This window comes from Amycolatopsis sp. ATCC 39116, assembly GCF_000231075.2.
GTDB classification, from domain to species: domain Bacteria; phylum Actinomycetota; class Actinomycetes; order Mycobacteriales; family Pseudonocardiaceae; genus Amycolatopsis_E; species Amycolatopsis_E tucumanensis.
This window is the reverse complement of the sequence record NZ_AFWY03000046.1, coordinates 16309-42023: the sequence shown is the minus strand read 5'-3', so window position 1 is coordinate 42023 and position 25715 is coordinate 16309. Positions and strand designations below refer to the sequence as shown.

Sequence of the window (25715 nt, the reverse complement as noted above, 5' to 3'; positions counted from 1 at the left end):
GGCCACCAGGCGCGCTCACTTCTGGTGCGGTGCCACGTAGTCCTTGGCGTCCGCGGCCTCGAACAGCGGCTTCACGTACTTGATGCCGCCTTCGACGCCCGCGTCGGGCTGCGCAACGTAGACCTCGCGGGTCGGCGGCGCGCCGGGCTTCGAGAAGTCCAGCGCCGCGACCAGGTCACCGGTGTCGGCGGAGGTCGTCTGCTGCAGCGCGGTGAGGATGCCGTCGCGGGTCAGGTCCTTGTTGTCGCAGGCCTTCCTCAGCACCGCGCCCCACACCTCGGCCACCGCGTAGCCGTAGGGGACACCGGCGTTCGGCGCCTCCGGGAACTTCGCGGCCTTGTACTTCGCCAGTACGTCCTTCGCCTTCGGCACGTCCGCGGCCACCGGCACGCTGCTGGCCACGACGTAGAGCCGGTCCAGCGCGTTCGCGGCCGGGCTGCTCAGCAGCACCGGGTCGAACGTCGGGTTGTTGCCCAGCAGCGGCACGTTCAGCCCGAGCGCCTTGTTCGCCGCCGCCACCGAACCGGTCTGCGCCGGCGTGGTGGTCAGCATGATCGCCTTGACGCCCTCGCCACGCAGACCCGTGACGATGTTGGTCAGGTCGTTGTCCGAGGAGGTGATCTTGACTTCGCGCAGGTTCATGCCGTGCTTCTGCGCGTAGTAGCGGGCGCCGCGCAGGCCGTTCGCGCCGTACTCGCCGTCGATGTAGATGTGCCCGACCGTGTCGCCGTCTTTGATCATGCCCTGTTCCTGCAGGTAGGACATGCCGTCGATCATCTCGACGTCGTAGGTGGTGCCGACGATCATCACGTACGGGTTGTCCAGCAGCTCCGACGACCAGGACGCCGGGGTCGCGGTCGTCTTGTCGGACTTGATGTTCTGCTTCAGCGCCGCCATGATCGGCGACCCGACGATCTGGACGAACCCGAGCACCTTCGGCTCCAGCTGCGGGTACAGGGTCTTCGCGGTGTCGGCCTTGTAGGCGTGGTCGACGATCTCCAGCTTGACCTGCCGCCCGCACACGCCGCCTGCCGCGTTGAAGTCGTTGACCCACAACTGGTTGCCGTGCGTGATGCCGATCGAGAGGTTCTTGAACGGGCCCGTCATGTCGGTCATGACGCCGAGGGTGATCTCGTTGGCGGTGACGCCGAGATCGGTCTTGACGCCGGAGGCGTCCGAGCCGGACGATCCCTGATCGCCCGCCTTGGTGCCGCACGCGGCGATGGCCAGCATCGCCGCGAGGACCAGGGAAAGCCGTCGCTTCATCGGGACGTTCCTTCCTTCTTCCGTTCCCTGTGCAGGCCGCCGGTGATCCGGCGCCCGATCGCCGCGAGCCCGCCCGGCTCGAAGAGCACGACGAGGATGATCGCGGCGCCGTAGACGAAGGTGCTGACGAGGATCGGGGTGAACGCGCCCTCGCCGCTCCCGGTGAAGATCCCCAGCTGTGTCGAGTAGAGCGAGAGCACCTGCGGCAGGCCGAACACGATGAGCGCGCCGACCAGCGCGCCCCCGATCGAGCCGAGGCCGCCGATGATGACCATCGCCAGGTAGGCGATGGAGACGTTGATGCCGTACGTGCCGAACTCGTTCTCATCCGGCTTGAGGATGTCGAACCACAGCACGGTCATCACGCCGGCCAGCCCGGCGTAGGCGGAGGACACCGCGAACGCGCCGGCCTTCGCCCGGGCGACGCTGACCCCCATCGCGGCCGCGGAGGCCTCGTGGTCGCGCACCGCGCGCCAGGACCGCCCGACCCGGCTGTTGACCGCGCCGCGCGCCAGCACGAACGCGATCACCGTGAGGGCCAGGTACAGGTACCACATCTTCTCGGCCTGCCGGAACGGCACACCGAGGATCACCAGTCCGCCCGAACTGTCGAAGGTGAACCCGAACAGCTCGAACGGCGCCGGGGTGCGGCCGGTGGACGTGCCGCCGGTCAGCCGCTCCGCCGACTGTCCGAAGTAGAGCCCGATGAACACCAGCGACAATGACGCGACCCCGAGGTAGATGCCGCGCAGCCGCCCGGACACCGGCGCGAACGCCAGGCCCAGCACGGCGGTGAACGCGACCGCGGCCAGCAGCGACAGCAGCGGGTCCACGCCGAAGCCGATCACCCGGCCGTCCTCGGTGCCGCTCGCCAGCACCGTGTACGTGGTGCCGCCGGCGAGCAGGAAGAACGCGTGCGCCAGCGACAGCTGACCGGCCTGCCCGACCAGCATGGTCAGCCCGATCGCGCCGACCGCGCCGGTCATCATCCACTGGCCGGCCTTGAGCCACTCCGCGCCGAGGTACAGCGGCAGCACCAGCAGCACGGCCAGCAGCACCAGCCAGGCGAGCAGCCGCAGCCAGCGCACCGACTTCGCCGGGGCCTTCGCGGGCGCGTCCGCGACCGTGGCCCGCATCGCCAGCTCAGACACGGGTTATCTCCCTCGTTCCGAACAGCCCGGACGGCCGGAGCACCAGCACCAGCAGCATCACCAGGAACACCGCGCTCTTGGAGAAGTCGAACGAGATGTACTCCGCGGACAGGGCCTCGACGAGCCCCACGACCAGCCCGCCGACGATCGCGCCCGCGGTCGAGTCGAGCCCGCCGAGGATGGCGGCGGGGAACGCGGCGAGCGCGATCGAGTGCGTACCGCGGGACAGGCCGGCGCCGGAGAAGTCCTGGGTGGCCAGGAACAGCACCGCGACCCCGGCGAGCAGGCCGGCCACCAGCCACGCGGTGGCGGTCACCTGGCGGCTGCGGATGCCCATCAACGCGGCCGCCTCGCGGTTCTCCGCCTGGGCGCGCATCGCGACACCCCAGTTGGAGAACTTGAACGCCAGGTAGAACGCGGTGATCAGCACCGCGGCCACGAGCATCGCGACCAGGTGCGTGCGGAAGAGCGTGATGCCGGCGACCTGGATCGGCTTGGCGTCCCACGCCTCGCCGAGGAACGGCACGCCGACCCCGAGGCGCCGCACGATCTCCTCGGTCACGATCACGTCGATCCCGATCGTGAGCAGCGCGAGGCTGTTCGGATCGGCCAGCTTCGTGCGGGACAGCAGCAGCCGCTCCACCACCAGTGCCAGCAGCCCGGCGCTGACGATGCCGACCAGCGACGCGCCCACCCAGCCCAGCGATTCGCGCGTGGCGACGACCAGGTAGCCGCCGAACAGCACCAGCGAGCCGTGCGCGAAGTTGATCACCTCGGTGGACTTGAAGATGATCACGAACCCCAGCGCGAGGAGCGCGTAGACCGCGCCCTTGCCGAGGCCGTTCACCGCCAGTTGCAGGAACGTGTCCATCTACGCGGCCTCCGTTCCCAGGTATGCCCGGATGACCTCCGGATCGTTCTGCACTTGGTTCGGCGGGCCGTCGGCGATGCGGCGGCCGAAGTCGAGCACCGTGACCCGGTCCGCGATGCCCATCACCAGGCCCATGTCGTGCTCCACCAGCAGGATCGAGATGCCCAGCTCGTCACGCACGTCGTGGATCGTGGCCGCCAGGTCGGCGGTCTCCGCCGCGTTCATGCCCGCGGCCGGCTCGTCCAGCAGGAGCAGCACCGGTTCCACGGCCAGGGCGCGGGCGATGTCCACGCGCTTGACCTGGCCGTAGGGCAGCGCGGCCACCGGCGTGTGCAGCAGCCTGCCGATGCCGAGGAAGTCGCAGATCTCCTTGGCCCGTTCGGTGTGCTTGCGCTCGGCCCGCACCGTCCACGGCGCGCGCAGGGCGCACTCCAGGAACCCGCCGCGGGTGAGGGCGTGCCTGCCGAGCATCACGTTGTCCAGCACGGTCGATCCGGGCGAGAGCGCCGCGTTCTGGAAGGCCCGGCCGATGCCGAGCTTCGCCATCTTGTGCGGCCGCATGCCGGTGAGCTCCGTGTCGCCGAGCAGCACGCGGCCCTCGGTGGCGCGGTACAGGCCGCTGATCACGTTGAAGCAGCTGGACTTCCCGGCGCCGTTGGGCCCGATGAGGGCGTGCAGCGAGCCGGGCACCACGGTGAAGGAGACGTCGTCCAGCGCGGTCAGCCCGCCGAAGCGGAGCGTGAGGTGCTCGACGCGCAGTTCCGGGATCATCCGCCCCACCTCGACAGGAAGTGCTTGCGCGGCCCGGCGTCGGCCTCGGCGACTTGGGTTTCCGCGTGCCCGCCCAGGTACAGGCGCTGGACGTCCTCGCTGCGGGACAGCTCGTCGGAGCGCCCGGCGAGCGCGACGGTGCCGACCTCCAGCACCACGGCGTGGTCGGCGACGTTCAGCGCCATCACCGCGTTCTGCTCGACCAGCACCACCGAGGTGCCCTGGGCGTGGATCTCGCGGATGATGCCGCTGATCTGCTCGACCACCTTCGGCGCGAGGCCGAGCGACGGCTCGTCGAGCAGCAGCACCTGCGGGGTGGACATCAGCGCCCGTCCGATCGCGAGCATCTGCTGCTCGCCGCCGGAGAGCAGCCCGGCGCGCTGCCGGGCGCGCTCGCCCAGCACCGGGAACAGCTCGTGCACGCGTTTGCGGGCCTTGACCCGCTGCTCCGGCGACACGGCGATGCCGCCGGCGCGCAGGTTCTCGTCGACCGACATGCGGGTGAAGATCTGGCGGCCCTCCGGCACGCCGACCACGCCGAGCCGGACGATGGCCGCCGGGTCGAGCCGGTCGATCCGCGTTTCGCCCAGCCGGACCTCACCGCGCGTGACGACGCCGCGGTGCAGCTTGAGCGTGCCGGAGATCGTCCGGAGCAGGGTGGACTTGCCCGCGCCGTTGCTGCCCAGGACGGCGAGGACCCCGTCGTCGGGGACCGCCAGGTCGACGCCGTGCAGCGCGGCGACCGAGCGGCCGTAGCGGACGTGCAGGTCTCGGACGTTCAACACCGGGGGCGCACACCTCCTCCGATCGCGTGACGGGCGTCACTCTCGGTGGCGGCAATCCTTGATCGGCCCTCGCCGGTCCGACACCCCCACTTGGAGAGGTATGCCGGACTTTTGCCCAACCGTGCCCTCTCCAAGAGGGGATGTCCGGATTGGAGCGGATGTGCGATCGTGGGCGCGTGACCGCAGAGCAGCGCGTCGCCGCGGACCGTGCCGTCGAGCACAGCAACGTGCTCGACGAGCTGCTGCGCGAGCGCGAGGGCCTGCTCGGGACCCTCGACCGGGTGATAGCCCTGCAGGGCACCGCGCACCTCATCCGTGAGTCACTGGGCGTGCACGCCGCGTTCGTGGGTGAGCTGGAGCGGCCCGGCACCGCCGTCATCCGGTGGATGGCAGGCAACCGGACCGACGCGATCCAGAACCTCGTGGTGCCCACCGGCCAGGGCGTCGGCGGCCGGGTGCTGGCGTCCGGCAAGCCGGTGAAGGTGTCGGACTACCTGCGGGCGCCGACGATCACGCACCAGTTCGACGCCCAGGTCGCGGGCGAGGGGCTCGCCGCGTTGCTGACCGTCCCGATCATCAGCCGGGTGCGCGGCAAACCGGAGACGCTCGCCATCGCCTACGCCGCGATGCGCGAGCCCGCCGACTTCGGCGACGACGCGGTGCGGCGGCTGGAGGGCATCGCCGACCAGGCCGCGTTCGCGCTGAAACTGGCCGGCGTCGCCGAGTCCGACCGCGCCGACGCGATCTCCGCCGAGCGGCGCCGGATGCAGAGCGCGCTGCACGATTCGGTCGGGGCGCTGCTGTTCTCGATCGGCGTGCAGGTGCGGAACCTGCACCAGGACGTGGCGGGCGATCCGGTGCTGGAGGGCCGGTTGTGCCGCCTGGAAGGTGACGTGTCGGCGGCGTCGCGAGCGCTGCGCGAGTCGTTGCTGTCGCTGTCGGAGTCCACACCGGAACGGGCGCTGCCGGTCGAGCTGGCCGAGCACTGCCGCTCGTTCGAGGCGCGCTGCGGGCTGCCGGCCCGGTTCGTGCAGCTCGCCCCGGTGCGGCCGCTGGACGCCGAGCGCACCGCGCTGCTGGTGTGCGCGGTGCGGGAGGGGCTGCTCAACGTCGAAAAGCACGCGCGGGCCTGCTCGGTCGTGGTGAGCCTCGGGCCGAGCGGGGGCGGCGTGCAGGTCGTGGTCGCCGACGACGGCACCGGCGAGGACGCCGAGGACTCGCCCGGCACCGGGATGGGCTTGCGCTCGCTGGCGGAGCGGGCCGCGCGGCTGGGCGGGCGGGTGAGCCTCGTCCGTGACGAGGACGGCGGCTGCACCCTGCGGGCCTGGGTGCCCGAAGTGCCATGACGGCGACGGTGCTGGTGGTCGACGACCACCCCGTGGTCCGCGACGGGGTCACCCTGCTGCTGCGGGCCGAGCCGTCGCTGAAGCTGATCGGCAGCGCGGAGTCCGGGCGGGTCGCGCTGCTGCGGGTCGGCGAGCTGCGGCCCGACCTGATCCTGCTCGACCTGCGGCTGCCGGACATGCTCGCGCCGGAGGTGATCGCCGGGCTGCGCCAGGTGCACCCGGCCGGGCGCATCGTGGTGTTCACCGCGCACGGCGACCACCAGGGGCTGCTGGCCGCGCTGGACGCGGGCGCCAACGGGTGCCTGCTCAAGGACGTGGCGGGCACCGACCTGGTGTCCGCGCTGCGGCGGGTGCTGCGCGGGGAGCGCGTGGTCGACCCGCGGATCATGCCGGACCACTCGTCGCGCTCGGACGCGCTGGCGCGCAGCGGCCTGACCCGGCGCGAGTACGAGGTGCTGCGGCTGGCCGCGCAGGGGCAGACGAACCCGGAGATCGCGGAGACGACCGGGCTGACGCGGAACACGGTGAAGACGTACCTGCAGTCCGCGCTGCACAAGCTGGGGGCGCGCAACCGCGTGGAGGCGATCGGGAAGGCGTCCGAGGCCGGGCTGCTGTGATCAGGCGGCGCGCGGGGTGGTGCTGGTCAGGCGACGGTGGAACTTCACGAAGTTCGTCGCCTCGGTGAAGCCGAGTTGGGCGGCCAGCGCGGCGACCGTGGTGTCGGTCGTGGCCAGCCGCCGCGCTTCGAGGACGAACCGCTTGGCGCTCATGCCCCTGGCCCGCCGGACCGCCCGGTCGATGGTGCGCGCGCTGGCGTGGACCGCCTGCTCGTAGTCGCGCACGTGGTGCCGCCGGGCGTGGTCTGCCTCCACGGCCGCCGCGAACCGCTGGAATACCGCCGAAGCCGGGCCGGGGACGGCTGGCGCGGCGGCGACGAGCGGGGCGACCGGGGTGCCGGGGGCGAGGGCGGCCCCGGTGAACAGCAGCAGCACGCCGTGCAGGTCCGACGCTGCCAGGACGTGGTGGACCTGGCCGGGGCGCAGCCAGAACACGCTGCCCTCGCTGAGCGCCTCCGCACGGAAGTCCACGGCGTGCCGCCCGGTGCCGCGGGTGACCAGCCCGGCGACGTGGAAGAACGGGCGGACCGGCTGGCGGCGCACCGGCGCTTCACCGCGCTACGGGCCGCGTTGCTCGCCGGGGAGCGGGTGTCGAGCTTGACCTTGGTCGACACCGCCGCGGACGCGTTCCCCGGTGCTGGCGCAGATGGCGCAGATCCGGGACGGTTTCGCCGCCGGTTCGGCGGTGCTGGAACTGCTCCTGGGTTCGCGCGCAGCGGAAGCACACTGGCTGCCCCGCCTGGGACGGCAGCCGGCGGAGCGGTTGAGCCGTGCGGTGGGGGCGCTGATGGGCGCGGACAGCGTGGCGCGCCGGCTCGGCGAGATCACCGCGCCGGCGCTGGTGGTGCACGGCAGCGCGGACCTGCCGATCCCGCCGGAGTCCGGGGTGGCTCTCGCCGCCGCGCTGCCGGCCGCCGAGCCGGTCGAGGTCCTGGACGGCGTGGCGCACACCCCGCCGGTCACGCACGCCGCCGGGTTCAGCGCGCTGTTGCACCGGTTTTTGAAGGCGCACCGCTGACCGGCCACCAGGCGTGAGCCAGCGCCTCCAGCGTCGGTTCCGCCGGTGCCGGGAGGCCCTTGAAGTAGGAGGCGAGGTTCGAGTAGCGGTGCAGCAGCAGGTAGGCGAGGCACCGCGCGGGGAAGTCGTCGTCCGGGACGAGGCCGTACCCGTCCAGGAGGGCGCGCAGGTACTCGGGCGAGCCGCGGGTCACGAAGATCCCGATCGCCGCGAACTCGTACTCGGGGGCGCCGCGCATGGCGGGCTCGAAGTCGAACAACCCGGACAGCCGCCACCCGCCGCCGTCGGGGACGGCCAGCACGTGCTCGGCCATCACCTCGGTGTGCAGCAGCACCGGCGACGGCGATCCCAGGTCGACGGAGTCCAGGAAGGACGGTATCTGCCGGGCCCACACCTGGTCGAGCGCCGGCTGCCGCGTCACCGCCGACGCCGCCTGCTCGGTGACGAACCCGGCCCAGCTGGAGGGCCCCAGGTCCGGGACGTCCACTGCGTGCAGCGCCGCCAGTGCCGCGCCGAGCGCGGGCGCGAGCCGGATCTGCTCGGCGACCGGCACCTCGCCGAGCGGCACGCCAGGCAGGCGGGTCATCAGCAGGTACCGCCAGCCGTCCAGTTCGCCGGTGTCCAGCACGCGCGGCGTCGCGACCGGCAACCGCCCGTCGACCACCCGCAGCACCCGGCTCTCGGTGGCGAAGTCGGCCGGGTAGACGGGCGGGTAGAGCTTGAGGACCAGCCCGTCGCCACACGCGTAGACCGGCAGCGACCCGGTCGCGAACCGGCTCACCTCGCCGCGGATCCCGAGCCGCCGGGCCAGCGCATCGACGCCGGTGGCGAGGTCTTGGGGGTTCAGTGCCTCGAACTGCTCTTCGGTCTCCGCTGTCGGTAGTCCCACGCAGCGAAGATAACCGTGGCGGCCACCGGTTTTCGGTCACTGGCTGGGGTGTGGTCAAGCCTCGGCGCCCCGAGCCGTCGGGCCAGTGCTTCGAACTGCTCCTCGGCCTCCGCCGTCGGTAGTCCCACCAGCGAAGATAACCATGGCGGCCACCGCCTTCCGGTGGCCGCCACGGGCACCCGCTAGGGCAGGAGCAGGAACGCCAAGCCGTTCGGCACGCCCAGCCCGGTCACGTTGTCGTACCCGGGTGTCGTGTGGATCGTCAGGCCCGGCCAGTCCAGCTCACGCGCCGACGTGATCAGGCCGCCGCTCGCGTCCACCGAGTTCGCGTAGTCGACCCGCATCACCGCCCCGTCCACGTGGCGCACGTCCTTGATCGCCGGGGTGCCACCGGCCCGGTAGATCACCGGGTTGACGAACCCGTGGTGGAACCCGGTCAGGCTGTCCGACACCGCCATGATCCCGGCCACCAGCGGCGACGACAGGCTGGTGCCGCCGATCCGGTACTGGTCGTAGTACACGCCGTCGGGGAAGGTCTGCGTCTGCCCGACCAGGAAACCGGTGTTCGGGTCGCCCAGCGCGGAGATGTCGGGCACCACGCGGCCCTTCGCCTTGCCATGCTGGTTCTGCGCCGCGAGCGCGTCCGGCACGACACCCCGCTGGTAGAACGGCTCGTCGAACAGCACACTGGTGCCGCCGCCCGAACCGGACGTGTACGCGGCGGGGCCGTACGTCCCGCCGGTCAGCGTGCTCTTGCCGGTCTCCCAACCGGTTTCGAACAACGTCCGGCCGTCCTTGCCGACCGCGAGGCTCGTCCCGCCGACCGCGGTCACCCAGGCGTCCGACGCCGGGAAGTCCGCCGACGGGCTGCCCAGCCGGGCCGCCTCGTCACCGTTGTCGCCGGAGGAGAAGTAGACGCCGATGCCCTCCATCGCCGCCTGCTGCGCGATCTGCGTCCACACCCGCACCTCGGCGGCCGGGATGTCCTCGCCCGCGTCGCCGTAGGAGTTGGAGATGATGTCGGCCTCGTGCCCGGCGACGATCCAGTTCAGGGCCTCGTCGAGCGAGGAGTCCTGGCAGTCGGACCCGCCGACGTACAGGATCTTCGCGCCGGGCGCCATCGCGTGCACGGCCTCGACGTCCAGGGTCTGCTCGCCGTACCAGCCGGCCGCGTCGCACTGGTCCGGCGGTTCCTGGTCGACGTTGGCGGGGAACACCTTCTCCGCGAACTGCGACCGCCGCAGCGGGTGCGCCGGGTCGTTGCGCCGGGCGTACTCGGCGGCGTCGGCGTAGAGCGTGGGCGAGGCGAAAGCGTCCACAATGGCCACCGTGGTGCCGCTGCCGTCCGCCCGCACCCCGTCCAGCCCGTAGGCCGACCGCAGCTGCGCGGGCGTGTAGCCGCACGGCGCGTACGGCCGCTGCTGCCCGTTGTAGGCCGGGTCGGTGGTGTCGGTCTTCTCGCCGTAGTAGGCGCCGCACGGCTGCGCGTTGCGGAAACCGTCGGACGGCGGCACGTCCGCGGGCGATCCGTCCGTCGTGTCCGGCTTCATCAGCGCGCCGGCCTGGTCGACGCCGATCACGCCGAGCACGTCCCCCGACAACGCGGCGGGCACCGACAGTTCCCGGTCCGCGGCCCGTAGCACCTGTCCGTCGACGCGGTAGCGCGCCAGGTCCACGCCGAACGCCTGCTCGACCTGGCCGGTGGTGCCGGTCGCCTCGACGTAGGCGCGGTTGGCGGGGACCTCGCCGATGCTGAACCCGCTGCCGGACAACCAGTTCCGCACCGCGCCGAGCGTCTCGTCGGTCGCGGCGAACCGGTCGCGCACCTGGTCCGGCGTCAGGTACCGGCGGAACGACGGGCTGGACGGATCGGACACGGCGCGGGCGGTGGCGTCCGCGCCGGCCTGGTCGCGCGTGGTCAGGTACACCCGGAAGCTGAGCTTCGCGGACGGGGCGGACTCGGCGACCTTGGCCTGCGGGGTCGCCCACAGCGGGTGGGACAGCGGGATCACCGCGCGTCCCTGCGCGGCGGCGGTGCCCGGCACGAGCACACCACCCGCCAGCGCCAGCGACGCGACAACAGTCAATGCTCTTCGCATTGCGCAGACATTAGAACCGCGTCCGGGAAAAGCCAGCGCGTCAGCGAATTCGTTACCAGGTTACCGAAGAAAGTCGGGAACCCGGCAAACGGAATTCAGGGCGCCATCGGCCCCTTTTCGGTGACCACAGCGGTGATCAGCTCCGCCGGAGTCACGTCGAACGCCGGGTTGAACACATTCGTCCCGGGCGGTGCGACCGGAATGCCGGAAATGGTGGTGATCTCCTCCGGCGCCCGTTCTTCGATGACGATGGATTCGCCCGATTCCAATTCCGGGTCCACTGTGGACGATGGCGCCACGACGACGAAGGGCAGCCCGTGCCGCGCGGCGGCGATCGCCAGGCCGTAGGTGCCGATCTTGTTCGCCACATCGCCGTTGGCCGCGATCCGGTCCGCGCCCACCACGACGCAGTCGACCATCCCGCGCGCCATCGCCGCGGCCGCCGCGGAATCCGGCAGGACCCGGTGCGGCACGCCGGCCTCGGCGAGCTCCCACGCCGTCAGCCGCGCGCCCTGGAGCAGCGGGCGGGTTTCGTCGGCGAGCACGTATTCCAGGCGCCCGGCGGCCTGCAGGTGCCACACCACACCGAGCGCGGTGCCCCACCCGACCGTCGCCAGCCGCCCGGCGTTGCAGTGCGTGAGCAGGCGCAGCGGGCGGCGCGGGCACTTCTCCAGGATGAGCTCGGCGGCGCGGGCGGAGGCCTCGTGGTTGAGCCGCTCGTCCTCGTCGAGCAGGGCGAGCGCCTCGGCGAGGACGGCGTCGGGACCGTCGCCGAGCCGGGCCAGCGCGCGGGACACGCCCCAGCTCAGGTTGACCGCGGTGGGCCGGGCGGCGGCCAGCCGCTCGGCGTCCGCGCGCACCGCCGCCGGGTCGTCGGAGGCGAAGGCCGCCAGCGCGGTGCCCAGCGCCCCGGCGCCGCCGAGCGCGGGCGCGCCGCGCACGGCCAGCCTGCGGATCGCGTCGATCAGTTCGTCCACGGTGGTCAGCCGCAGCGTCCGGTACTCGCCCGGCAGGGCTACCTGGTCGATGATCTCGACGGCACCGTTCACCCAGTCGATGGTCCTGCGCACGTCTTCCATTGAACGCCATCGCGAGCCAAGCTGGGGGAGTCGCCACGAGGGAGGTGCATCCGATGACCGGTCGCACGAAGTACCTGCTCGACGAGTCGGACCTGCCCACGACCTGGTACAACGTGATCCCCGACCTGCCGGAGCCGCCGCCACCGCCGCTGCACCCCGGCACGCGCGAGCCGGTCGGGCCGGACGACCTCGCGCCGCTGTTCCCGCAGGCGATCATCGGCCAGGAAGTCACTCAAGATCGCTTTGTCGACATCCCCGGCGAGGTGCTGGACGTCTACCGGCTGTGGCGGCCATCGCCGCTGTACCGGGCGCGGCGCCTGGAGAAGGCGCTCGGCACGCCGGCCCGGATCTACTACAAGTACGAGGGCGTCAGCCCGGTCGGCTCGCACAAGCCGAACACCGCCGTGCCGCAGGCGTTCTACAACGCGGCGGAAGGCATCCGGCGGCTGACCACCGAGACCGGCGCCGGGCAGTGGGGCAGCGCGCTCGCGTTCGCGTCGGCGACGTTCGGGCTGGAGTGCGAGGTCTGGCAGGTGCGGGCCTCCTACGACCAGAAGCCCTACCGCAAGATCATGATGGAGACGTTCGGCGCCACGGTGCACCCGAGCCCGTCGAAGGAGACCGCGGCCGGGCGCGCCGTGCTGGACGCGGACCCGGACTCGACCGGCAGCCTGGGCATCGCGATCAGCGAGGCCGTCGAGCAGGCGGCCGCCGACCCGGACACCCGGTACGCGCTGGGCAGCGTGCTCAACCACGTCCTGCTGCACCAGACGGTGATCGGCGAGGAGGCTCTGCTGCAGTTCGCGCAGGCCGGCGACACGCCGGACGTGATCGTCGGCTGCACCGGCGGCGGGTCCAACTTCGGCGGGCTGGTGTTCCCGTTCCTGCGGGAGAAGCTGGCCGGGCGGATCGACCCGGTGATCCGCGCGGTCGAGCCCGCCGCGTGCCCGTCGCTGACGCGCGGCCGCTACGCCTACGACTTCGGCGACACGGCCGGGCTGACGCCGCTGCTGAAGATGCACACCCTGGGTCACGACTTCATCCCGGACCCGATCCACGCCGGCGGCCTGCGCTACCACGGGATGGCGCCGCTGCTGTCGCACATCTACGAGCTGGGCCTGGTCGAGGCGCTCGCGGTGGGGCAGCAGGAGTGCTTCGCCGCCGGGGTGCGGTTCGCCCGCGCCGAGGGCATCATCCCGGCGCCCGAGCCGACGCACGCGCTGGCGGCGTGCATCCAGGAAGCGTTGCGTTGCAAAGAAACCGGGGAGGAGAAGGCGATCCTGACCGCGTTGTGCGGGCACGCGCACCTCGACCTGCCGGCCTACGCCGCGTACCTGTCCGGGCGGATGACCGACAACGAGCTGCCCGAGTCGGCGCTCGCCGACTCGCTGGCGGGGCTGCCGTGACCTCGGGCGAGCACGCGTCCCTGACCTACACGTCGTACCTGGCGCTGGACGACCTGCTGGCCGCGCAGCACCCGCGGTCGGAGGAACACGACGAGCTGCTGTTCATCGTGATCCACCAGGTGTACGAGCTGTGGTTCAAGCAGATGCTGCACGAGCTGGCGCACCTGCAGGCCAGGCTCGAAGCCGGCGACACCGCGCACGCGATCCGCACCCTGCGGCGGGTGCTGACCATCCTGAAGGTCGTGGTCGCGCAGATCGACGTGCTGGAGACGATGACGCCGAGCCAGTTCACCAGTTTCCGCACCCGGCTGGACGCGGCGAGCGGGTTCCAGTCGGCGCAGTTCCGGGAGCTGGAGGCGGTGCTGGGCCGCCGCGACGCGGGGATGGTCGCGCACTACCCGGAGGACAGCCCGGCGCGGAAGCGGATCGCGGCGGCGATGGCGCGCCCGTCGCTGTTCGACTCGTTCCTGACCTACCTGTCGGTTCACGGCTACGACGTCAGCGGTGACCGCCGGAAGCTGCTGCTGGGGGTCTACACGGATGACGGCGGGCCGGCCACGGTGGCCGAGCACCTGGTCGACCTGGACGAGGGCGTGCAGGAGTGGCGGTACCGGCACGTGAAGATGGTGGAACGCACGATCGGCGACAAGGCGGGCACGGGCGGTTCGTCCGGCGCGAAGTACCTGCGGGGGACGCTGTTCAAGCCGCTGTTCCCGGACCTGTGGGCGGTGCGCGCCGACCTGTAGCGGCCGCGAACGACCAGCCCGGCGCGGCACCGGGGAACTCGCCGGGCTGGGGAACTCACCGGGCGCGGTACCGGGACTCGCCGGGCGCGGCGGGTTGGCTGTTCAACGTGGCGAGTTGGCCAGTCCCCGGCGGTCAGGCGTCGCGCAGGCGGGCCAGCAGCGGGTCCAGCGCGGCGGGGTCCTCGACGTGCGCGTTGTGCCCCAGCCCCGGCAGGATCACCGCGCCGTCCGGCAGGTGCTCGGCCGGGCACATCGGGTCGTGCTCGCCGGCCGCCAGGATCACCGGCGCTCGTGCCGCCGCCAGCAAGCCGTCCAGGTCCGGGGCGCCCACCCCGAACGCCGCCTGGTCCAGCGCCAGCCGCCAACCCTCGGTGCGCTCGCGGCCCCCGCCCGGCGCGCCCCCGCCCCGCGCGCCCCCGCCCGGCGCGTGTTCAGCCACCGCCGAGCCCTCCACCAGCCCGCTGTCCACGATCGGCGAGTCCGCGGGCACCAGGCCGTGCAGGCCGGACACCTTCAGCCACCGCGCCGCGGCCTCGTCGCGGGAGCCGAACACCTTCGCCGGCCGCCCGGCCTGGTCAGCGGCCCGCGCCAGCTCCTCGTCGCTCCAGCGCACCTTCATGCCGAGTCCGCAAGCCCCGCTCACCCGCACCCCGAACCAACCGCTCGCCAGGGTGAGGGCCACCACCCCGCCGAGGGAGTGCCCCAGCACCGCCACCGTCGTCCCGGCAGGCACGACCTCGGCGACCGCGGCGGCCAGCGCCCCGAACGAATACCGGGGGAGCGGTTCCGACCGGCCGTGGCCGGGCAGGTCGGGCACGATCCAGCGGCCCGGCCACCGCTCGACCAGCCCGTTCCACACCGCCCCCGTCGCGCCGAGGCCGTGCAGGGCGAGCAGGGTCGGTCCGTCGGAACCACCGGTGCGCACGTGCATCGCCCGATCTTCCCATGGCTTTTCGCCCGAAGAACGCTAAGTTTCTCCTCAGGAGCCGACGGGAACGACCTTCCCGGGAGCTCCACCCACAACCGGTACCCCTCCGCGGCGCCACGAACGTCGCCGGACGGGTCGCAGATGAGGAGTCACCACCGTGACGGATGGAGTGTTCGGCCGCGAAAGCGGTCACGAACAGGTCGTGTTCTGCCAGGACCAGGCGACCGGCCTGAAGGCGATCATCGCGATCTACTCGACCGCGCTCGGCCCCGCCCTCGGCGGCACGCGCTTCTACCCCTACAGCCGCGAAAGCGACGCGCTCGACGACGTCCTCGCGCTGTCCAAGGGCATGGCCTACAAGAACGCCCTCGCCGGGCTCGACCTCGGCGGTGGCAAGGCCGTCATCATCGGCGACCCGGCCACCACCAAGACCGAGGCGCTGCTGCGCGCCTACGGCCGGTTCGTCCAGTCGCTCGGCGGGCGGTACTACACCGCCTGCGACGTGGGCACCTACGTCGCCGACATGGACGTCATCGCCCGCGAGACCCGCTTCGTGACCGGCCGCTCCCGCGACGACGGCGGCGCGGGCGACTCCTCGGTGCTGACCGCGTTCGGCGTGTTCCAGGGCATGCGCGCCGCCGCCGAGTTCCGTTGGGGCAGCGCGGACCTGGCCGGCCGGCACGTCGGCGTCTCCGGCGTCGGCAAGGTGGGGCACATCCTCGTCGGGCACCTCGTCGAGGCCGGCGCCCGGGTGTCGGTCACGGACGTGTCGCAGGCCGCCGTCGAGCGCGTGAAGGCCGCCCACCCGGCGGTCGAGGTCGTCGAGGACAACGCCACGCTGCTGCGGATGCCGCTCGACGTCTTCGCGCCGTGCGCGCTCGGTGGCGCGCTCAACGACACCACGGTGCCCGAGCTGGGCGCCGAGATCGTGTGCGGCGCCGCGAACAACCAGCTCGCCCACCCCGGCATCGAGAAGTCGCTGGAGGACCGGGGCGTGCTGTACGCGCCGGACTACCTGGTCAACGCGGGCGGCGTGATCCAGGTGAGCGACGAGCTGCACGGCTTCGACTTCGAGCGGGCCAAGCGCAAGGCGGCAGGCATCTTCGAGACGACGAAGGCGGTGTTCGAGCTGGCCAAGGCCGAGGGCGTGCCCCCGGCGACGGCCGCCGACCGGCTGGCGGAGCGCCGCATGTCGGAGGTCGGCAGGCTGCGGTCCATCCTTACCGTGTGACACCAGGGAAGATCTTCGAAGCGGCGGGCGTGCGGGGTTGGCTGCACGCCCGCTGCCTCGACTGCGGCGGCGAAACCGGTCACCATCCGGACGAGCCGGTCGTGCTCGCCTCCGTCGTCAAGGTTCCGCTCGTCCTCGAACTGGCCCGCCAGGTCGCCGCGGGGCAGCTCGACCCGGCCGATCGCCTGCGGGTCACCGCGGCCGACCGGCTCGGCGGCACCGGCACCGCGGGCTGCGCCGACGACGTCGAGATGAGCCTGCGGGACGCGGCGTTCTTCGCCCTCTCGGTCAGCGACAACACCGCGGCCGACCTGCTCTTCGACCGCGTCGGCCTGGACAACGTGCGCTCGCTGCTGCGCGAGCTGGGGCTGGCGGACACCCGCGTCATCGGTTCGCCGCGCGACGTCGTCGCCACCATGGCCGAGGACATCGGCGCCCGCGACGCCGCCGATTTCGCCCGCCGCTTCCCGGCTCTGTCCGCCGAGGAGGTCTTCGCCACCCGCGCACTCGACCCGCTCCGGACCTCGGCGAGCACCCCGCGCGACATGACCACCCTGCTCGCCGCGATCACCGGCGACACCGCGGGACCGCCCGAGGCGTGCGGTTGGGTCCGGCAGCTGATGGGCCAGCAGGTCAACTGGCACCGCCTCACGGCCGCCTTCCCGCCCCAGGTCCGGGTGTGGGGGAAGACCGGTTCCCTGCTCGCGGTGCGCAACGAGATCGGCGTCGCCGAATACCCCGGGGGCGAGCGCTACGCCGTCGCGGTGTTCACGAAGGCCCCGACGCTCGAATCGCGCCTGCCGGACGTCGACCACGCCATCGGCGAGGCCGCGAAGGCGGCGATCGAGGAGATCGTTCACGAGCGCCCGAACACCACGCTCCACGGCCGCAGCACCGGGTCCTGAACCGGCGCGAGCGTGGTCACCCCGTCCCGTGCCAGCACGTCCGCCACCACGTCCGCCAGCCGCGCGGCCTCCGGGTGCGGGTTCACCGCCGGCCAGGCGACCGACATCCGCCACGACAGCGACCCCGCCGCCAGCGGCCGCCACACCACGCGCGGCTCCTTGCGCGCCACCAGACCCTGGTCGAACGCCACGCCCTGCCCGGACAACACGAGCCCCAGCAGGAACTCCGGGTTCCGCGCGTGCCGCACGTGCGACGGGCGGAACCCCTGCTCCCAGCACGTCCGCAGCGTCGCGTCGTACAGGCCGGGCGCGGCGGCCCGCGGGAACAGCACCAGCCCGTGCCCGGCCAGGTCGCCCAGCGCCAGCTCCGACCGGGCCGCCAGCGGCGAATCCCGCGGCAGGACGACCCCCAGCGGCGTCTGCACCGCCGGACCCAGTTCCAGCCCGGAGACGTCCACCGGGTGCTGCAGCAACCCGGCGTCCAGCTCGCGGTCGGCCAGGAGCCGCACCTGCTCGGTCGTCGTCAGCTCCTGCAGGTCCAGCCGCACGTCCGGGCACGCGCGGCCGAACTCGGTGAGCAGGTCGGCCAGCACGCGGCCGGCCAGCTCCGGCGGCACGCCGACCCGCAGCGCGTCGATCTCGCCGCGGTGCGCCTTCCCGACCAGCGTGCGCATCCGCTCCCACCGGGCCAGCAGGTCACGCGATTCGGCGAGCAGGATCTGCCCGGCCTCGGTCAGCTCGACGCGGCGGCTGTCGCGTTCGAACAGCCGCGCGCCGAGGTCGTCCTCGAGCCTGCGGATGCGCTGGCTCAGCGGCGGCTGGGCGATGCCCAACCGGTCCGCGGCACGTCCGAAGTGGAGTTCTTCGGCGACCACGACGAAGTAGCGCAACGCGCGCAGTGGGTCCACCCTGCGACGATATCCGCCGGCGTATCAGGGCAGGCCAGGACTGGTCTTGGACAGCCGTACCACTTCCGTGCTGGGCTGGCGCCATGACTGATCGACTGAGCAGGCGCGGGGTGTTCGGGGCGGGCCTGGGGGCCGCCGCCGTACTCGCCGGAGTGGCGCCCGCGGCCGCCCGTGCCGCGACCGGCGGGGGACTCACGCTGCGCTGGTGGGGCAACAACAGCTGGGAGATCCGGATGCCCAGCGCCGACGGCACGGCCACGAAGACCGTCCTGATCGACCCGTGGCTGACCCGCTTCCGCACCGGCACCTACTCGCCGGAGGGGGCGGATCCGAAGACCCGGCTGTCCGTGGACACCGGCCTCATCGACCACTACGTGGACAGCGGCGAGTTGCGGGCCGACCACATCCTGGTGACCCACGGCCACTACGACCACCTGACCGATGTCCCTTACCTGGCGCGCAAAACCGGGGCGACCGTGTACGGGACGGAAACGCACCTGAACCTGATGGCCGCGCTCGGCGCTCCGGAGGACCAGCTGGCGGTCGCGAGCGGCGGCGAGTTCCTCACCTTCGACGGCTACACGATCCGGATCCTGCGCTCACTGCACTCGGCGTCCGGCGCGCGGGCGGCGGTGCCGTTCCCGGGAACGCGGCCGGGTCTCGGGCTCGGCCACCTGCCGAAACCGAAATATATTCAGGATCTTGTGGAGGGCGGAACGCTCGCGTACCACGTGACCTCCGCCCGCGGCGGCAGCGTGATCGACTTCGGCGGATCGAACTACGTCGAGTCGGAACTGGACGGTCTGCGTCCGGATGTGGTGCTGCTTCCCGCCGGTGGCGGCAAGATCGCCGACTACGTGGGCCGCCTGCTGCGTGTGCTCGGGCAACCGCCCTATGTGATCCCCACGCACTGGGACGACTTCGACCACCCGCTGACCGAACCGGCCCGCGACTGGGGCGGCCTGGACGCGCTGCGGTCGGCGGTGGCGGCGGCGTCCCCGGCCTCGCGGTTCGTCGTGGTCGACCACCTGCGGACCTTCGCGCTCTGACCCGGGGCGGCGTGGGTGCCGGTCAGGGCACCCACGCCGTCCGGTCAGCCGCTCTTGCGGCGGAAGGTGCGCTTGCTGGCCGCTGGGCCGTGTCCGTGGACGTGGCCGCCCTTGCCGCCCCCGCTGTCGTGCTTGCCGGACGACTGGGCGTTCGCCTGCTTGCGTTCGAGGGCTTCGCGGAACCTGCGCTTGACGTCGTCTTCCGAATCATTCGGTGAACTGTTCTCGGACATACGACCTCCTGGGTGTCACGCGCTTGCTCGTCCAGCCTCCCAGGCCCGGTCCACCTTGGCGAGCTGTTTTCGTCACGATTCACGGCGGTGTTGACTGGCGCGCCAACACGAGGGAGCTACTGTTACGCCATGGCGAAGTCTGCTCCCGTGCCCGGCCGTCCGCGCTCCCGTGACGCGGCGGGGCTGCCCGCGGTCACCCCGGATCGCATCATCGACGCGGCGCTCGAGCTGACGGCCAGGCACGGGGTGGAGTCGTGGACGCTGCGCCAGCTCGCCGGCGCGGTCGACGCCTACCCGGCGGTGATCTACCACCACGTCGGCGACCGGGACACGGTCGTGACGGCGGTCGTCGACCGCGTCATAGCCATGTACGAGCTGCCGCCTGCCGAGATGGAGTGGCGCGCCTGGTGGCGCCAGTTCCTCACCAACCTGCGGCTGGTGTTCATGCGCTACCCCGGCGTGGCCCGGCGGGTCGCGCTCAACGGCCCCTCGGTCGAGGCGGGCGGGCCCACTGTGGACCGTGCGATGAGGACACTGCTGGGCGCCGGGTTCGAGCAGGACGAGGCCGCCATGGTGTGCCGCCTGCTGGTCAGCCAGGCCTGCCTGTTCATCTCGCTGGAGGACGACCAGCGCAAGGCCGGCGAGGTGAAGGCCCAGATCTCGAGCGGGTGGGGCGAGCCGACGGCGGACCCGGACCTGGCCGGTCTGGCCACGCTCAGCGAATCGGTCCACGAGCGCCTCGCCGACCCGGAGAAGAACCGCGACTACTTCGGCGAGCTGTTCGACTACGCCGTGGACCGCGTGCTGGACGGCGTCCAGGTGCGGCTCGATGAGATCAAGCGGGGCTCCTGACCGACGCGAAACGGGGCCGCACCGGATCGGTGCGGCCCCGTTTTCACGTCCCCGTCAGGGGCAGACGATCTTCGGCTGCGGGTTGTAGTGCACGGTGCGGGTCTCGCGCTTGACCTCGCGGCCGGTCTTCGCGTCCCGCAGCACCCGGGTGTCGCTGGTGGTGAAGCCCTGCGCGCCGTTGGAGGCGTGGCAGTTCTCCGCCGGGCCGGGCTTCTCCTGCGGCGGGACGAAGTTCGACCGCGGCCCCGGGATCGACTCGACGGTGTACCGCTTGGTGCCCCACAGCTTCACCGTGATGGACGACGGCGTCCAGATCGTCTGGATCGCCACGCCGGTGTCGGAGTCGTTGGTGAACTTCAGGTCGATCACGCTGCTGCCGCTGGCGCTCTGGAACACCGTCGCCTCCCGCGCGGCGGGGTAGCGGCTGATGTAGTAGCTGTGCTCCTTGTGCCCGGCGTCCTTCAGTCCGGCGAAGTAGGCCGCGTTGTACAGCGTGGTGGCGAACTGCGAGATGCCGCCGCCGACCTCGCGGGCCGGGGCGCCGTTCTCGATCACGCCGGCCTCGACGTAGCCCTGTGCCTTGCCGCGCGGACCGGTGAACCCGTTGAGGCTGAACGTCTCGCCCGGCTTCACGATCGCGCCGTTCACCTTCTGCGCGACGGTCCTGATGTTCACGCCGGAGTCGGCGGCGAACCCGCCGGTGGTGAACTCGCCGATGACCTCGGTGATGCCGAGCTGGTTGGCCTGCTCGGTGGTCACCTTCGCCGGGGTGGTGTGGTACTTCGCGACCAGTTCGTGCGCGCCCGGCGCCTTGAGCAGGTCGAACAGCGGCTGCAGGGTCGGGTTCCAGTCGACGCCCTTGCCGTCCACCGACGGCTGCACCGTGGGTCGGCCGCCCTCGAACACGATCTGGGCGTCCTTGCCCTCCTTCTCGGAGGACTTGAGCTGCGGGCCGGCCGCCTCGACGATCTTGTTGTGGTCGACCTTCGGCACCAGCGTGCCGCCCTCGCCCGGCTCGAACGACAGCGCGGCGGCCACGGCCTCGGGGGAGAGCGTCGCGGTGGCGCCCTCGCCTCGGATGACCAGCGGCGTGGACACGGCGGGCTTGGCGAAGCCGTCCAGCGTGGCCTGCACGGCCTCGGCCGAGACCTGGACCGGCGTGGTCGTCACCGGGAGGTTCAGCGTCTGCCCGGTCGCCCAGTGGCGCAGCACCTCGTTCTTGGCGCCCTCGGCGTCGAGCTGCTGGCCGGGCTGCGGCGGCACCGCGACCGGCTGGGCCTCCTCGAACCGGATCGTGCCCTCGACGGGGAGGCGGTCCGTGCGGCCGCGCAGCTCCTCGATGGCCGCGGCGAGCTTGTTCTGGTCCGCGTGGGTGACCACGCCGACCTCGCGGTCGCTGAAGAACGACGCGATGCGGGTGAACGGGTTGAGCGGCTGGTCGCCTGCCTGGTCCAAAGTGGACGGCCAGTCGAGCGTGAGGCCGGCCGTGGACGGGTCGATCGCGGCGGTGGCGTCACCGGCGCGCACCGGGATCGTCTGCGTCAGCCGCGGTTCGATCTCGTCCCGCAGCTTGTCCTCGGCCGCGGTGCGCTTGAGCCCGCCGACCTCGACCCCGGCGACGGTGACCCCGCGGGGCACGTTGCCCTGGCTCACCAGCAGGTCGACGGCGTAGAGCGCGGCGAGCACGCCGAGCACCGACCCGGCGATGATCGCGGCGCGCTTGGCGGACTTCTTCTTCCGCGGCGGCTCCTGCGTCACCTTCGGCAGCACGTCGGTGACCGGGGTCATGACCTCGGTCCGCTCGTCGTCGGACGTGGGCCACGCGGGTTCCTGCGTCAAGGCTCACCCCTCCTGATCCGGACAACCCGGATGAAGGTTACGGGCGAGGGGATTCGCGCCCTGCTCCGGGTGGCCCAGCGTGATACACCGGTGACCATGCAGCTCCTCGTCATGTCCGACACCCACGTGCCGAAGCGGGCGCGTGATCTGCCGGAACAGCTGTGGCAAGAGGTCGGGCGCGCCGACGTGGTGGTGCACGCGGGCGACTGGGTGGAGGTCGCGCTGCTGGACGAGCTGGAGAAGCGCAGCAAGCGGCTGATCGGCGTGTACGGCAACAACGACGGCCCGGAGCTGCGCGCACGGCTGCCCGAGGTGGCCAGGGCGTCGCTGGACGGCCTGCGGCTGGCGGTGGTGCACGAAACGGGCCCGGCGAAGGGCCGGGAGGCGCGGTGCGCGCGGGACTACCCGGATGCCGACGTCCTGGTGTTCGGGCACAGCCACATCCCGTGGGACACGGTGGCGCCCAACGGGTTGCGCCTGCTCAACCCCGGCTCGCCGACCGACCGGCGCCGCCAGCCGGAGCACACGTACCTGACGGCGCGAGTGCGCGCGGGGCGGTTGGAGCAGGTGAAGCTGCACGCGCTGCCGCCCCGCTGATTCCGGTCTCGCGCGGGGCCGTGCCGCCGCGGTCCCGCTGGTCCCGGCGCCGCTGGCGCTCCGGCGCTGCTGGCGGTGCTGGCGCTGCTGGCAGTGCTTGCTCCCGCTCCGCGGGGCGCCGTTGGTGTCCCGGCGCTGCTGGCAGTGCTGGCTCCCGCTTCGCGGGGGACGTGCCGCTGCGGTCCCGCTGATTCCGGCGCTGCTGGTCCCCGGCGCTGCTGACAGTACGAGCCCCCGCTCCGCGGGGCGGTGCCGCCGCGGTCCCGGCGTCGCTGGCATTGCTGGCTCCCGCTTCGCGGGGGCGATGCCGTCGGCTGGGCCGCCGCATCCGGTAACCCCGCCGGCCCTGGCACCCCGCGGGGCTTGCACCCGCTTCGCGGGGTGCCGCGGGCCGGACCGCGGCAACTGGCAGCCGCGGCGCTGGGCCCGCAGCCACGGGGCGGGTCGTGGTCAGTCGCGGCTCGCGGCCGAGTCCGCCCCGTCTGCCGGTTCGCGGCTCGCCGAACGCGCCTCCGGCACCTTCACCTCCGCCGGCTGCGCCAGCAGCCGCACGATCGAGGTGAACGAATCCACCCCGATGCCGGGGTCCACCGAGCGCAGCAGGCCCAGCCCGAGCGTGATGCTGAACAGTGCGTAAGCCGCCTGCCGGGCGTCCATCGGCAGCCGCACGCCCAGGCGCCGCGCGTTGGTGTTCAGCAGGCCGGTCACCAGGTCGGCGATCTCGGCGTTGCTCTTGGCCAGCCGCCCGAGGAGCTCCGGGTCGCGGCGGCAGTTGAGCAGGTACTCCGCCTCCAAGCGGATCCACTCCTGGTCGCCGCCGGTGCCCGCGGCCCACACGGCGAAAGCCGCCAGGAGTTCCTCGAGGCTGTCGGTGCCGGCCAGGGTCGCGTCCACCGACGCCGCCTTCTCCGCGCGCACCCCCTCCAGAACGGCCAGGCACAGCTCGTCCTTGTTGCGGAAGTTGGAGTAGACGGCGCCCTTCGAGTACCCCGCCTCCTCGGCCACCCGCTCCAGCGACGTGCCGGTGTAGCCCTCGCGCAGGAACAGCTCCGTGGCCGTGTCCAGGAGGCGGCGGCGCGTGTGCGCCTGACTTTCAGCGCGCGTCAGTCGAGCCATGCGATCACTGTAAGGCTCGGCTTGAACTGTGTTTAAGCCTGGTCGGGGTTTCGGTTTTGGGTATCCCCCGTCCGGGTGGTTCAGGACGGCAGCGTCCGGAACGCCAGCCCCGCGTTCTTCAGCCGCGTCAGCAGCGCGTCGCCCATCGCGGCGGCCGGGGAGAGCTGCCCGGCGCGGGGCGGCAGGTCGTCGTGCGCCAGGCAGAGCGCGGACTCGGCCAGCATCTTCGCCGTCTCGTCGTAGCCGGGGTCGCCGCCGGAGACCTCGGTGACCACGCGCTTGCCACCGCCGTCGGCGACGAACCGGACCTTGAACCAGGACTTCGCGCGGCGCTGCTCGCTCGGGCCCTGACCGGGCTTGCGCAGGTTGCCCAGCGCCTTGCGCACCGGCGGCAGTTGCACGAGCGCGACCGCCGCGCCCAGCCCGGCGAGCCCGCCCGCCAGCACCGGCAGGTGCTTGACCGCGGCGTAGTGGCTGTAGGTGAAGTCCGGCCCGTACTCGGGCAGCTCCCGCGCCGAGCCGACGACGATCTGCGGGTCGATGGTCGGCAGCGGCACCAGCCAGTGGCCGGTCTCGCCGTCGCGCCGCGGGGTGCCGGTCACCGCGCGCACGCGGCGGCCCTCGGGGCGGTGCTGCACCTTCTTGCGTTCCCGCGCGGCCTGGGCCATCGGCAGCAGCCGGGACGCGGCGCCGAGCGCGGAGGCGTAGGTGCCGCCGGAGAACGTCGCCCCGACGCGGACCTGGCCGCGCACCCGGATCGGCACGTCGTCCGGCAGCTGCTTGACCGTGTAGTAGACGCCCAGGTCGTGCGGGATCGAGTCGAAGCCGCACGCGTGCACGATTCGCGCCCCCGTTTCGGCGGCGCGGGCGTGGTGGCGGACGTACATCAGGTCGGTGAACTCGGGCTCGCCGCACAGGTCCACGTAGTCGGTACCGGCTTCGGCGCACGCGGCCACCAGCGGCTCGCCGTACTCCACGTAGGGGCCCACCGTGGTGATCACGACCGTCGCCGATTCGGCAACCGCTTTCAGCGAGGCGGGGTCGGTGACGTCGGCGTAGAGGAGCGGCAGCTGGGCGAACTTCGGCCCGAGGCCGTCGCGCACGGCCTCCAGCTTGGCGCGGCTGCGACCGGCGAGGGCCCACCGGCAGTCGTCGGGGGCGTGCCGGGCCAGGTACTCCGCGGTGAGCCGGCCGGTGAAGCCGGTCGCGCCGAACAGGACCACGTCGTAAGCCATGCGGGCCACCCTAACGGCTGCCTAGGCTCGATGGATGATCAATGGCGCTCACGTGATCCTGTACAGCCACGACGCGGAAGCCGACCGCGCCTTCCTGCGTGACGTGCTCGGACAGCCGCACGTCGACGCGGGCGGCGGCTGGCTCATCGTGAAACTGTCCCCCCGCCGAGCTCCGCCTGCCCGGCGGGGAGGTCGACCTGTACGAGGCCCGCCACCAGCGGGCCGCCGATCTCTGAAATCCGCTGGACGGTCCCGCCACGATGGACCCGTGTGGACGATCAACCCGGTCCCCGTGACCGACGCCGCCGCGCAAGCCGTTCTGCGCGCCTACTTCGACGACGTCGCCAGCCGCTACTACGGCCGCCCCGCGACGGTGGCCGAACTGGACGCCGCGATGGCCGACGACCCCAGCGACGACCTCGTCCCGCCGACGGGCCTGTTCCTGCTCGCGCGGTCGCACGATGAGGTGACCGGCTGCGTCGGCATCCGCGTGCTCGACGTCACGACCGCGGAGCTGACCCGGATGTTCGTCCTTCCCGCAGCGCGTGGCCGGGGAGGTGGTGACCAACTGCTCCGCGCGGCCGAAACCGCAGCTCAGGCACTGGGTTGCGAGCGGATGAGGCTGGACACGCGGCACGATCTGGTGGAGGCTCGTGGGCTCTACGCCAAACACGGCTACCGCGAGATCGAAGCTCCTGAACAACGCTTGTACGCCGATCACTGGTTCGAGAAGCGGCTGGCGCTCGGCCGACAGGTGTAGTGGCCGAAAAACCGGGGT

General features: G+C 72.3%; 26 protein-coding genes. 11 read left to right on the top strand and 15 right to left on the bottom strand.

The annotated features are described in order from the left end of the window. Positions 1-15: 15 nt before the first annotated feature. Genes AMY39116_RS0332315 through AMY39116_RS0332295 form a run of 5 tightly spaced genes read right to left on the bottom strand, consistent with a single transcriptional unit; the run spans position 16 to position 4844 of the window. Positions 16-1266 (bottom strand): ABC transporter substrate-binding protein, encoded by a 1251-nt coding sequence (locus AMY39116_RS0332315; protein WP_020421747.1) that lies wholly within the window; start codon positions 1264-1266, stop codon positions 16-18. Then, positions 1263-2402, bottom strand: coding sequence for a branched-chain amino acid ABC transporter permease (locus AMY39116_RS0332310; protein WP_020421746.1), 1140 nt, complete (start codon positions 2400-2402; stop codon positions 1263-1265). Before AMY39116_RS0332310 ends, AMY39116_RS0332315 begins: the two co-directional genes overlap by 4 nt. A gap of 7 nt (positions 2403-2409) precedes the next feature. Further along, positions 2410-3288, bottom strand: coding sequence for a branched-chain amino acid ABC transporter permease (locus AMY39116_RS0332305; RefSeq protein ID WP_020421745.1), 879 nt, complete (start codon positions 3286-3288; stop codon positions 2410-2412). Next, positions 3289-4059 carry an ABC transporter ATP-binding protein gene (locus AMY39116_RS0332300; RefSeq protein WP_020421744.1) on the bottom strand — a complete coding sequence of 257 codons (771 nt, stop codon included), beginning with the start codon at positions 4057-4059 and terminating at the stop codon, positions 3289-3291. Next, positions 4056-4844, bottom strand: coding sequence for an ABC transporter ATP-binding protein (locus AMY39116_RS0332295; RefSeq protein ID WP_020421743.1), 789 nt, complete (start codon positions 4842-4844; stop codon positions 4056-4058). Before AMY39116_RS0332295 ends, AMY39116_RS0332300 begins: the two co-directional genes overlap by 4 nt. A 158-nt stretch (positions 4845-5002) precedes the next feature. Here AMY39116_RS0332295 and AMY39116_RS0332290 point away from each other — a divergent pair, with 158 nt between their 5' ends. Both AMY39116_RS0332290 and AMY39116_RS0332285 read left to right on the top strand, forming a co-directional pair. Then, positions 5003-6190, top strand: coding sequence for a GAF domain-containing protein (locus AMY39116_RS0332290; protein WP_369794372.1), 1188 nt, complete (start codon positions 5003-5005; stop codon positions 6188-6190). Next, a complete protein-coding gene (locus tag AMY39116_RS0332285; RefSeq protein ID WP_020421741.1) occupies positions 6187-6807 on the top strand; it encodes a response regulator transcription factor in 621 nt (206 codons plus the stop codon). The genes AMY39116_RS0332290 and AMY39116_RS0332285 overlap by 4 nt, the downstream gene beginning before the upstream one ends. On the opposite strand, the gene AMY39116_RS44885 is transcribed toward AMY39116_RS0332285, so the two are convergent. Continuing rightward, positions 6808-7350 carry a helix-turn-helix transcriptional regulator gene (locus AMY39116_RS44885; protein WP_020421740.1) on the bottom strand — a complete coding sequence of 181 codons (543 nt, stop codon included), beginning with the start codon at positions 7348-7350 and terminating at the stop codon, positions 6808-6810. A gap of 103 nt (positions 7351-7453) precedes the next feature. On the opposite strand from AMY39116_RS44885, the gene AMY39116_RS0332275 reads away from it, so the two are divergent. Further along, positions 7454-7825 carry an alpha/beta fold hydrolase gene (locus AMY39116_RS0332275; protein WP_157358772.1) on the top strand — a complete coding sequence of 124 codons (372 nt, stop codon included), beginning with the start codon at positions 7454-7456 and terminating at the stop codon, positions 7823-7825. Here the strand turns inward: AMY39116_RS0332275 and AMY39116_RS43995 are convergent. The 3 genes from AMY39116_RS43995 to mtnA form a co-directional block, all read right to left on the bottom strand. Beyond that, positions 7785-8714 (bottom strand): phosphotransferase, encoded by a 930-nt coding sequence (locus AMY39116_RS43995; protein WP_020421738.1) that lies wholly within the window; start codon positions 8712-8714, stop codon positions 7785-7787. The two genes, AMY39116_RS0332275 and AMY39116_RS43995, sit on opposite strands and share 41 nt — an antisense overlap. 182 nt (positions 8715-8896) lie before the next feature. Next, entirely contained in the window at positions 8897-10813 is a 1917-nt protein-coding gene (locus AMY39116_RS0332265) for a protease pro-enzyme activation domain-containing protein (RefSeq protein ID WP_027936409.1), read from the bottom strand. Between the two features lie 95 nt (positions 10814-10908). Continuing rightward, positions 10909-11892, bottom strand: a complete 984-nt coding sequence (gene mtnA / locus AMY39116_RS0332260; protein WP_020421736.1) for an S-methyl-5-thioribose-1-phosphate isomerase — start codon at positions 11890-11892, stop codon at positions 10909-10911. A gap of 53 nt (positions 11893-11945) precedes the next feature. Between mtnA and AMY39116_RS0332255 the strand changes: the two genes are divergently transcribed. Together AMY39116_RS0332255 and AMY39116_RS0332250 are read left to right on the top strand one after the other, a co-directional pair. Continuing rightward, on the top strand, positions 11946-13298 hold the full coding sequence (locus AMY39116_RS0332255; protein WP_020421735.1) for a TrpB-like pyridoxal phosphate-dependent enzyme: 1353 nt from the start codon (positions 11946-11948) through the stop codon (positions 13296-13298). Beyond that, complete coding sequence (locus AMY39116_RS0332250; protein ID WP_020421734.1) at positions 13295-14044, top strand: tryptophan 2,3-dioxygenase; 750 nt, start codon at positions 13295-13297, stop codon at positions 14042-14044. The genes AMY39116_RS0332255 and AMY39116_RS0332250 overlap by 4 nt, the downstream gene beginning before the upstream one ends. A 133-nt stretch (positions 14045-14177) precedes the next feature. On the opposite strand, the gene AMY39116_RS0332245 is transcribed toward AMY39116_RS0332250, so the two are convergent. Then, complete coding sequence (locus AMY39116_RS0332245) at positions 14178-14975, bottom strand: alpha/beta fold hydrolase (protein ID WP_020421733.1); 798 nt, start codon at positions 14973-14975, stop codon at positions 14178-14180. A 154-nt stretch (positions 14976-15129) separates the two neighbouring features. Here AMY39116_RS0332245 and AMY39116_RS0332240 point away from each other — a divergent pair, with 154 nt between their 5' ends. Both AMY39116_RS0332240 and AMY39116_RS0332235 read left to right on the top strand, forming a co-directional pair. Beyond that, positions 15130-16203, top strand: a complete 1074-nt coding sequence (locus tag AMY39116_RS0332240; protein WP_027936407.1) for a Glu/Leu/Phe/Val dehydrogenase — start codon at positions 15130-15132, stop codon at positions 16201-16203. After that, positions 16200-17108, top strand: a complete 909-nt coding sequence (locus tag AMY39116_RS0332235) for a serine hydrolase (protein WP_020421731.1) — start codon at positions 16200-16202, stop codon at positions 17106-17108. The genes AMY39116_RS0332240 and AMY39116_RS0332235 overlap by 4 nt, the downstream gene beginning before the upstream one ends. On the opposite strand, the gene AMY39116_RS0332230 is transcribed toward AMY39116_RS0332235, so the two are convergent. Next, a complete protein-coding gene (locus tag AMY39116_RS0332230) occupies positions 17060-18016 on the bottom strand; it encodes a LysR family transcriptional regulator (protein WP_020421730.1) in 957 nt (318 codons plus the stop codon). The two genes, AMY39116_RS0332235 and AMY39116_RS0332230, sit on opposite strands and share 49 nt — an antisense overlap. A gap of 83 nt (positions 18017-18099) precedes the next feature. Between AMY39116_RS0332230 and AMY39116_RS0332225 the strand changes: the two genes are divergently transcribed. Next, entirely contained in the window at positions 18100-19065 is a 966-nt protein-coding gene (locus tag AMY39116_RS0332225) for an MBL fold metallo-hydrolase (protein WP_027936406.1), read from the top strand. A gap of 44 nt (positions 19066-19109) precedes the next feature. Here the strand turns inward: AMY39116_RS0332225 and AMY39116_RS0332220 are convergent, their stop codons facing one another. Further along, a complete protein-coding gene (locus AMY39116_RS0332220) occupies positions 19110-19298 on the bottom strand; it encodes a DUF5302 domain-containing protein (RefSeq protein ID WP_020421728.1) in 189 nt (62 codons plus the stop codon). Positions 19299-19427: 129 nt separating this feature from the next. Between AMY39116_RS0332220 and AMY39116_RS0332215 the strand changes: the two genes are divergently transcribed. Next, positions 19428-20150: a TetR/AcrR family transcriptional regulator gene (locus tag AMY39116_RS0332215; RefSeq protein ID WP_027936405.1), complete on the top strand. Its 723-nt coding sequence runs from the start codon at positions 19428-19430 to the stop codon at positions 20148-20150. 54 nt (positions 20151-20204) lie between these two features. Here AMY39116_RS0332215 and AMY39116_RS0332210 read toward each other — a convergent pair whose 3' ends face one another. Then, positions 20205-21989, bottom strand: a complete 1785-nt coding sequence (locus AMY39116_RS0332210; RefSeq protein ID WP_020421726.1) for a VanW family protein — start codon at positions 21987-21989, stop codon at positions 20205-20207. 96 nt (positions 21990-22085) lie between these two features. Between AMY39116_RS0332210 and AMY39116_RS0332205 the strand changes: the two genes are divergently transcribed. After that, the gene (locus AMY39116_RS0332205) at positions 22086-22586 is read left to right on the top strand and encodes a metallophosphoesterase (RefSeq protein ID WP_027936404.1); all 501 of its coding nucleotides are present in this window, start codon (positions 22086-22088) and stop codon (positions 22584-22586) included. A 450-nt stretch (positions 22587-23036) separates the two neighbouring features. Here AMY39116_RS0332205 and AMY39116_RS0332200 read toward each other — a convergent pair whose 3' ends face one another. Further along, positions 23037-23702: a TetR/AcrR family transcriptional regulator gene (locus AMY39116_RS0332200; RefSeq protein ID WP_020421724.1), complete on the bottom strand. Its 666-nt coding sequence runs from the start codon at positions 23700-23702 to the stop codon at positions 23037-23039. 80 nt (positions 23703-23782) lie between these two features. Next, the gene (locus tag AMY39116_RS0332195; protein ID WP_020421723.1) at positions 23783-24937 is read right to left on the bottom strand and encodes a trans-acting enoyl reductase family protein; all 1155 of its coding nucleotides are present in this window, start codon (positions 24935-24937) and stop codon (positions 23783-23785) included. Between the two features lie 268 nt (positions 24938-25205). Here AMY39116_RS0332195 and AMY39116_RS0332190 point away from each other — a divergent pair, with 268 nt between their 5' ends. Beyond that, complete coding sequence (locus tag AMY39116_RS0332190) at positions 25206-25697, top strand: GNAT family N-acetyltransferase (protein ID WP_020421722.1); 492 nt, start codon at positions 25206-25208, stop codon at positions 25695-25697. Positions 25698-25715 lie beyond the last annotated feature (18 nt).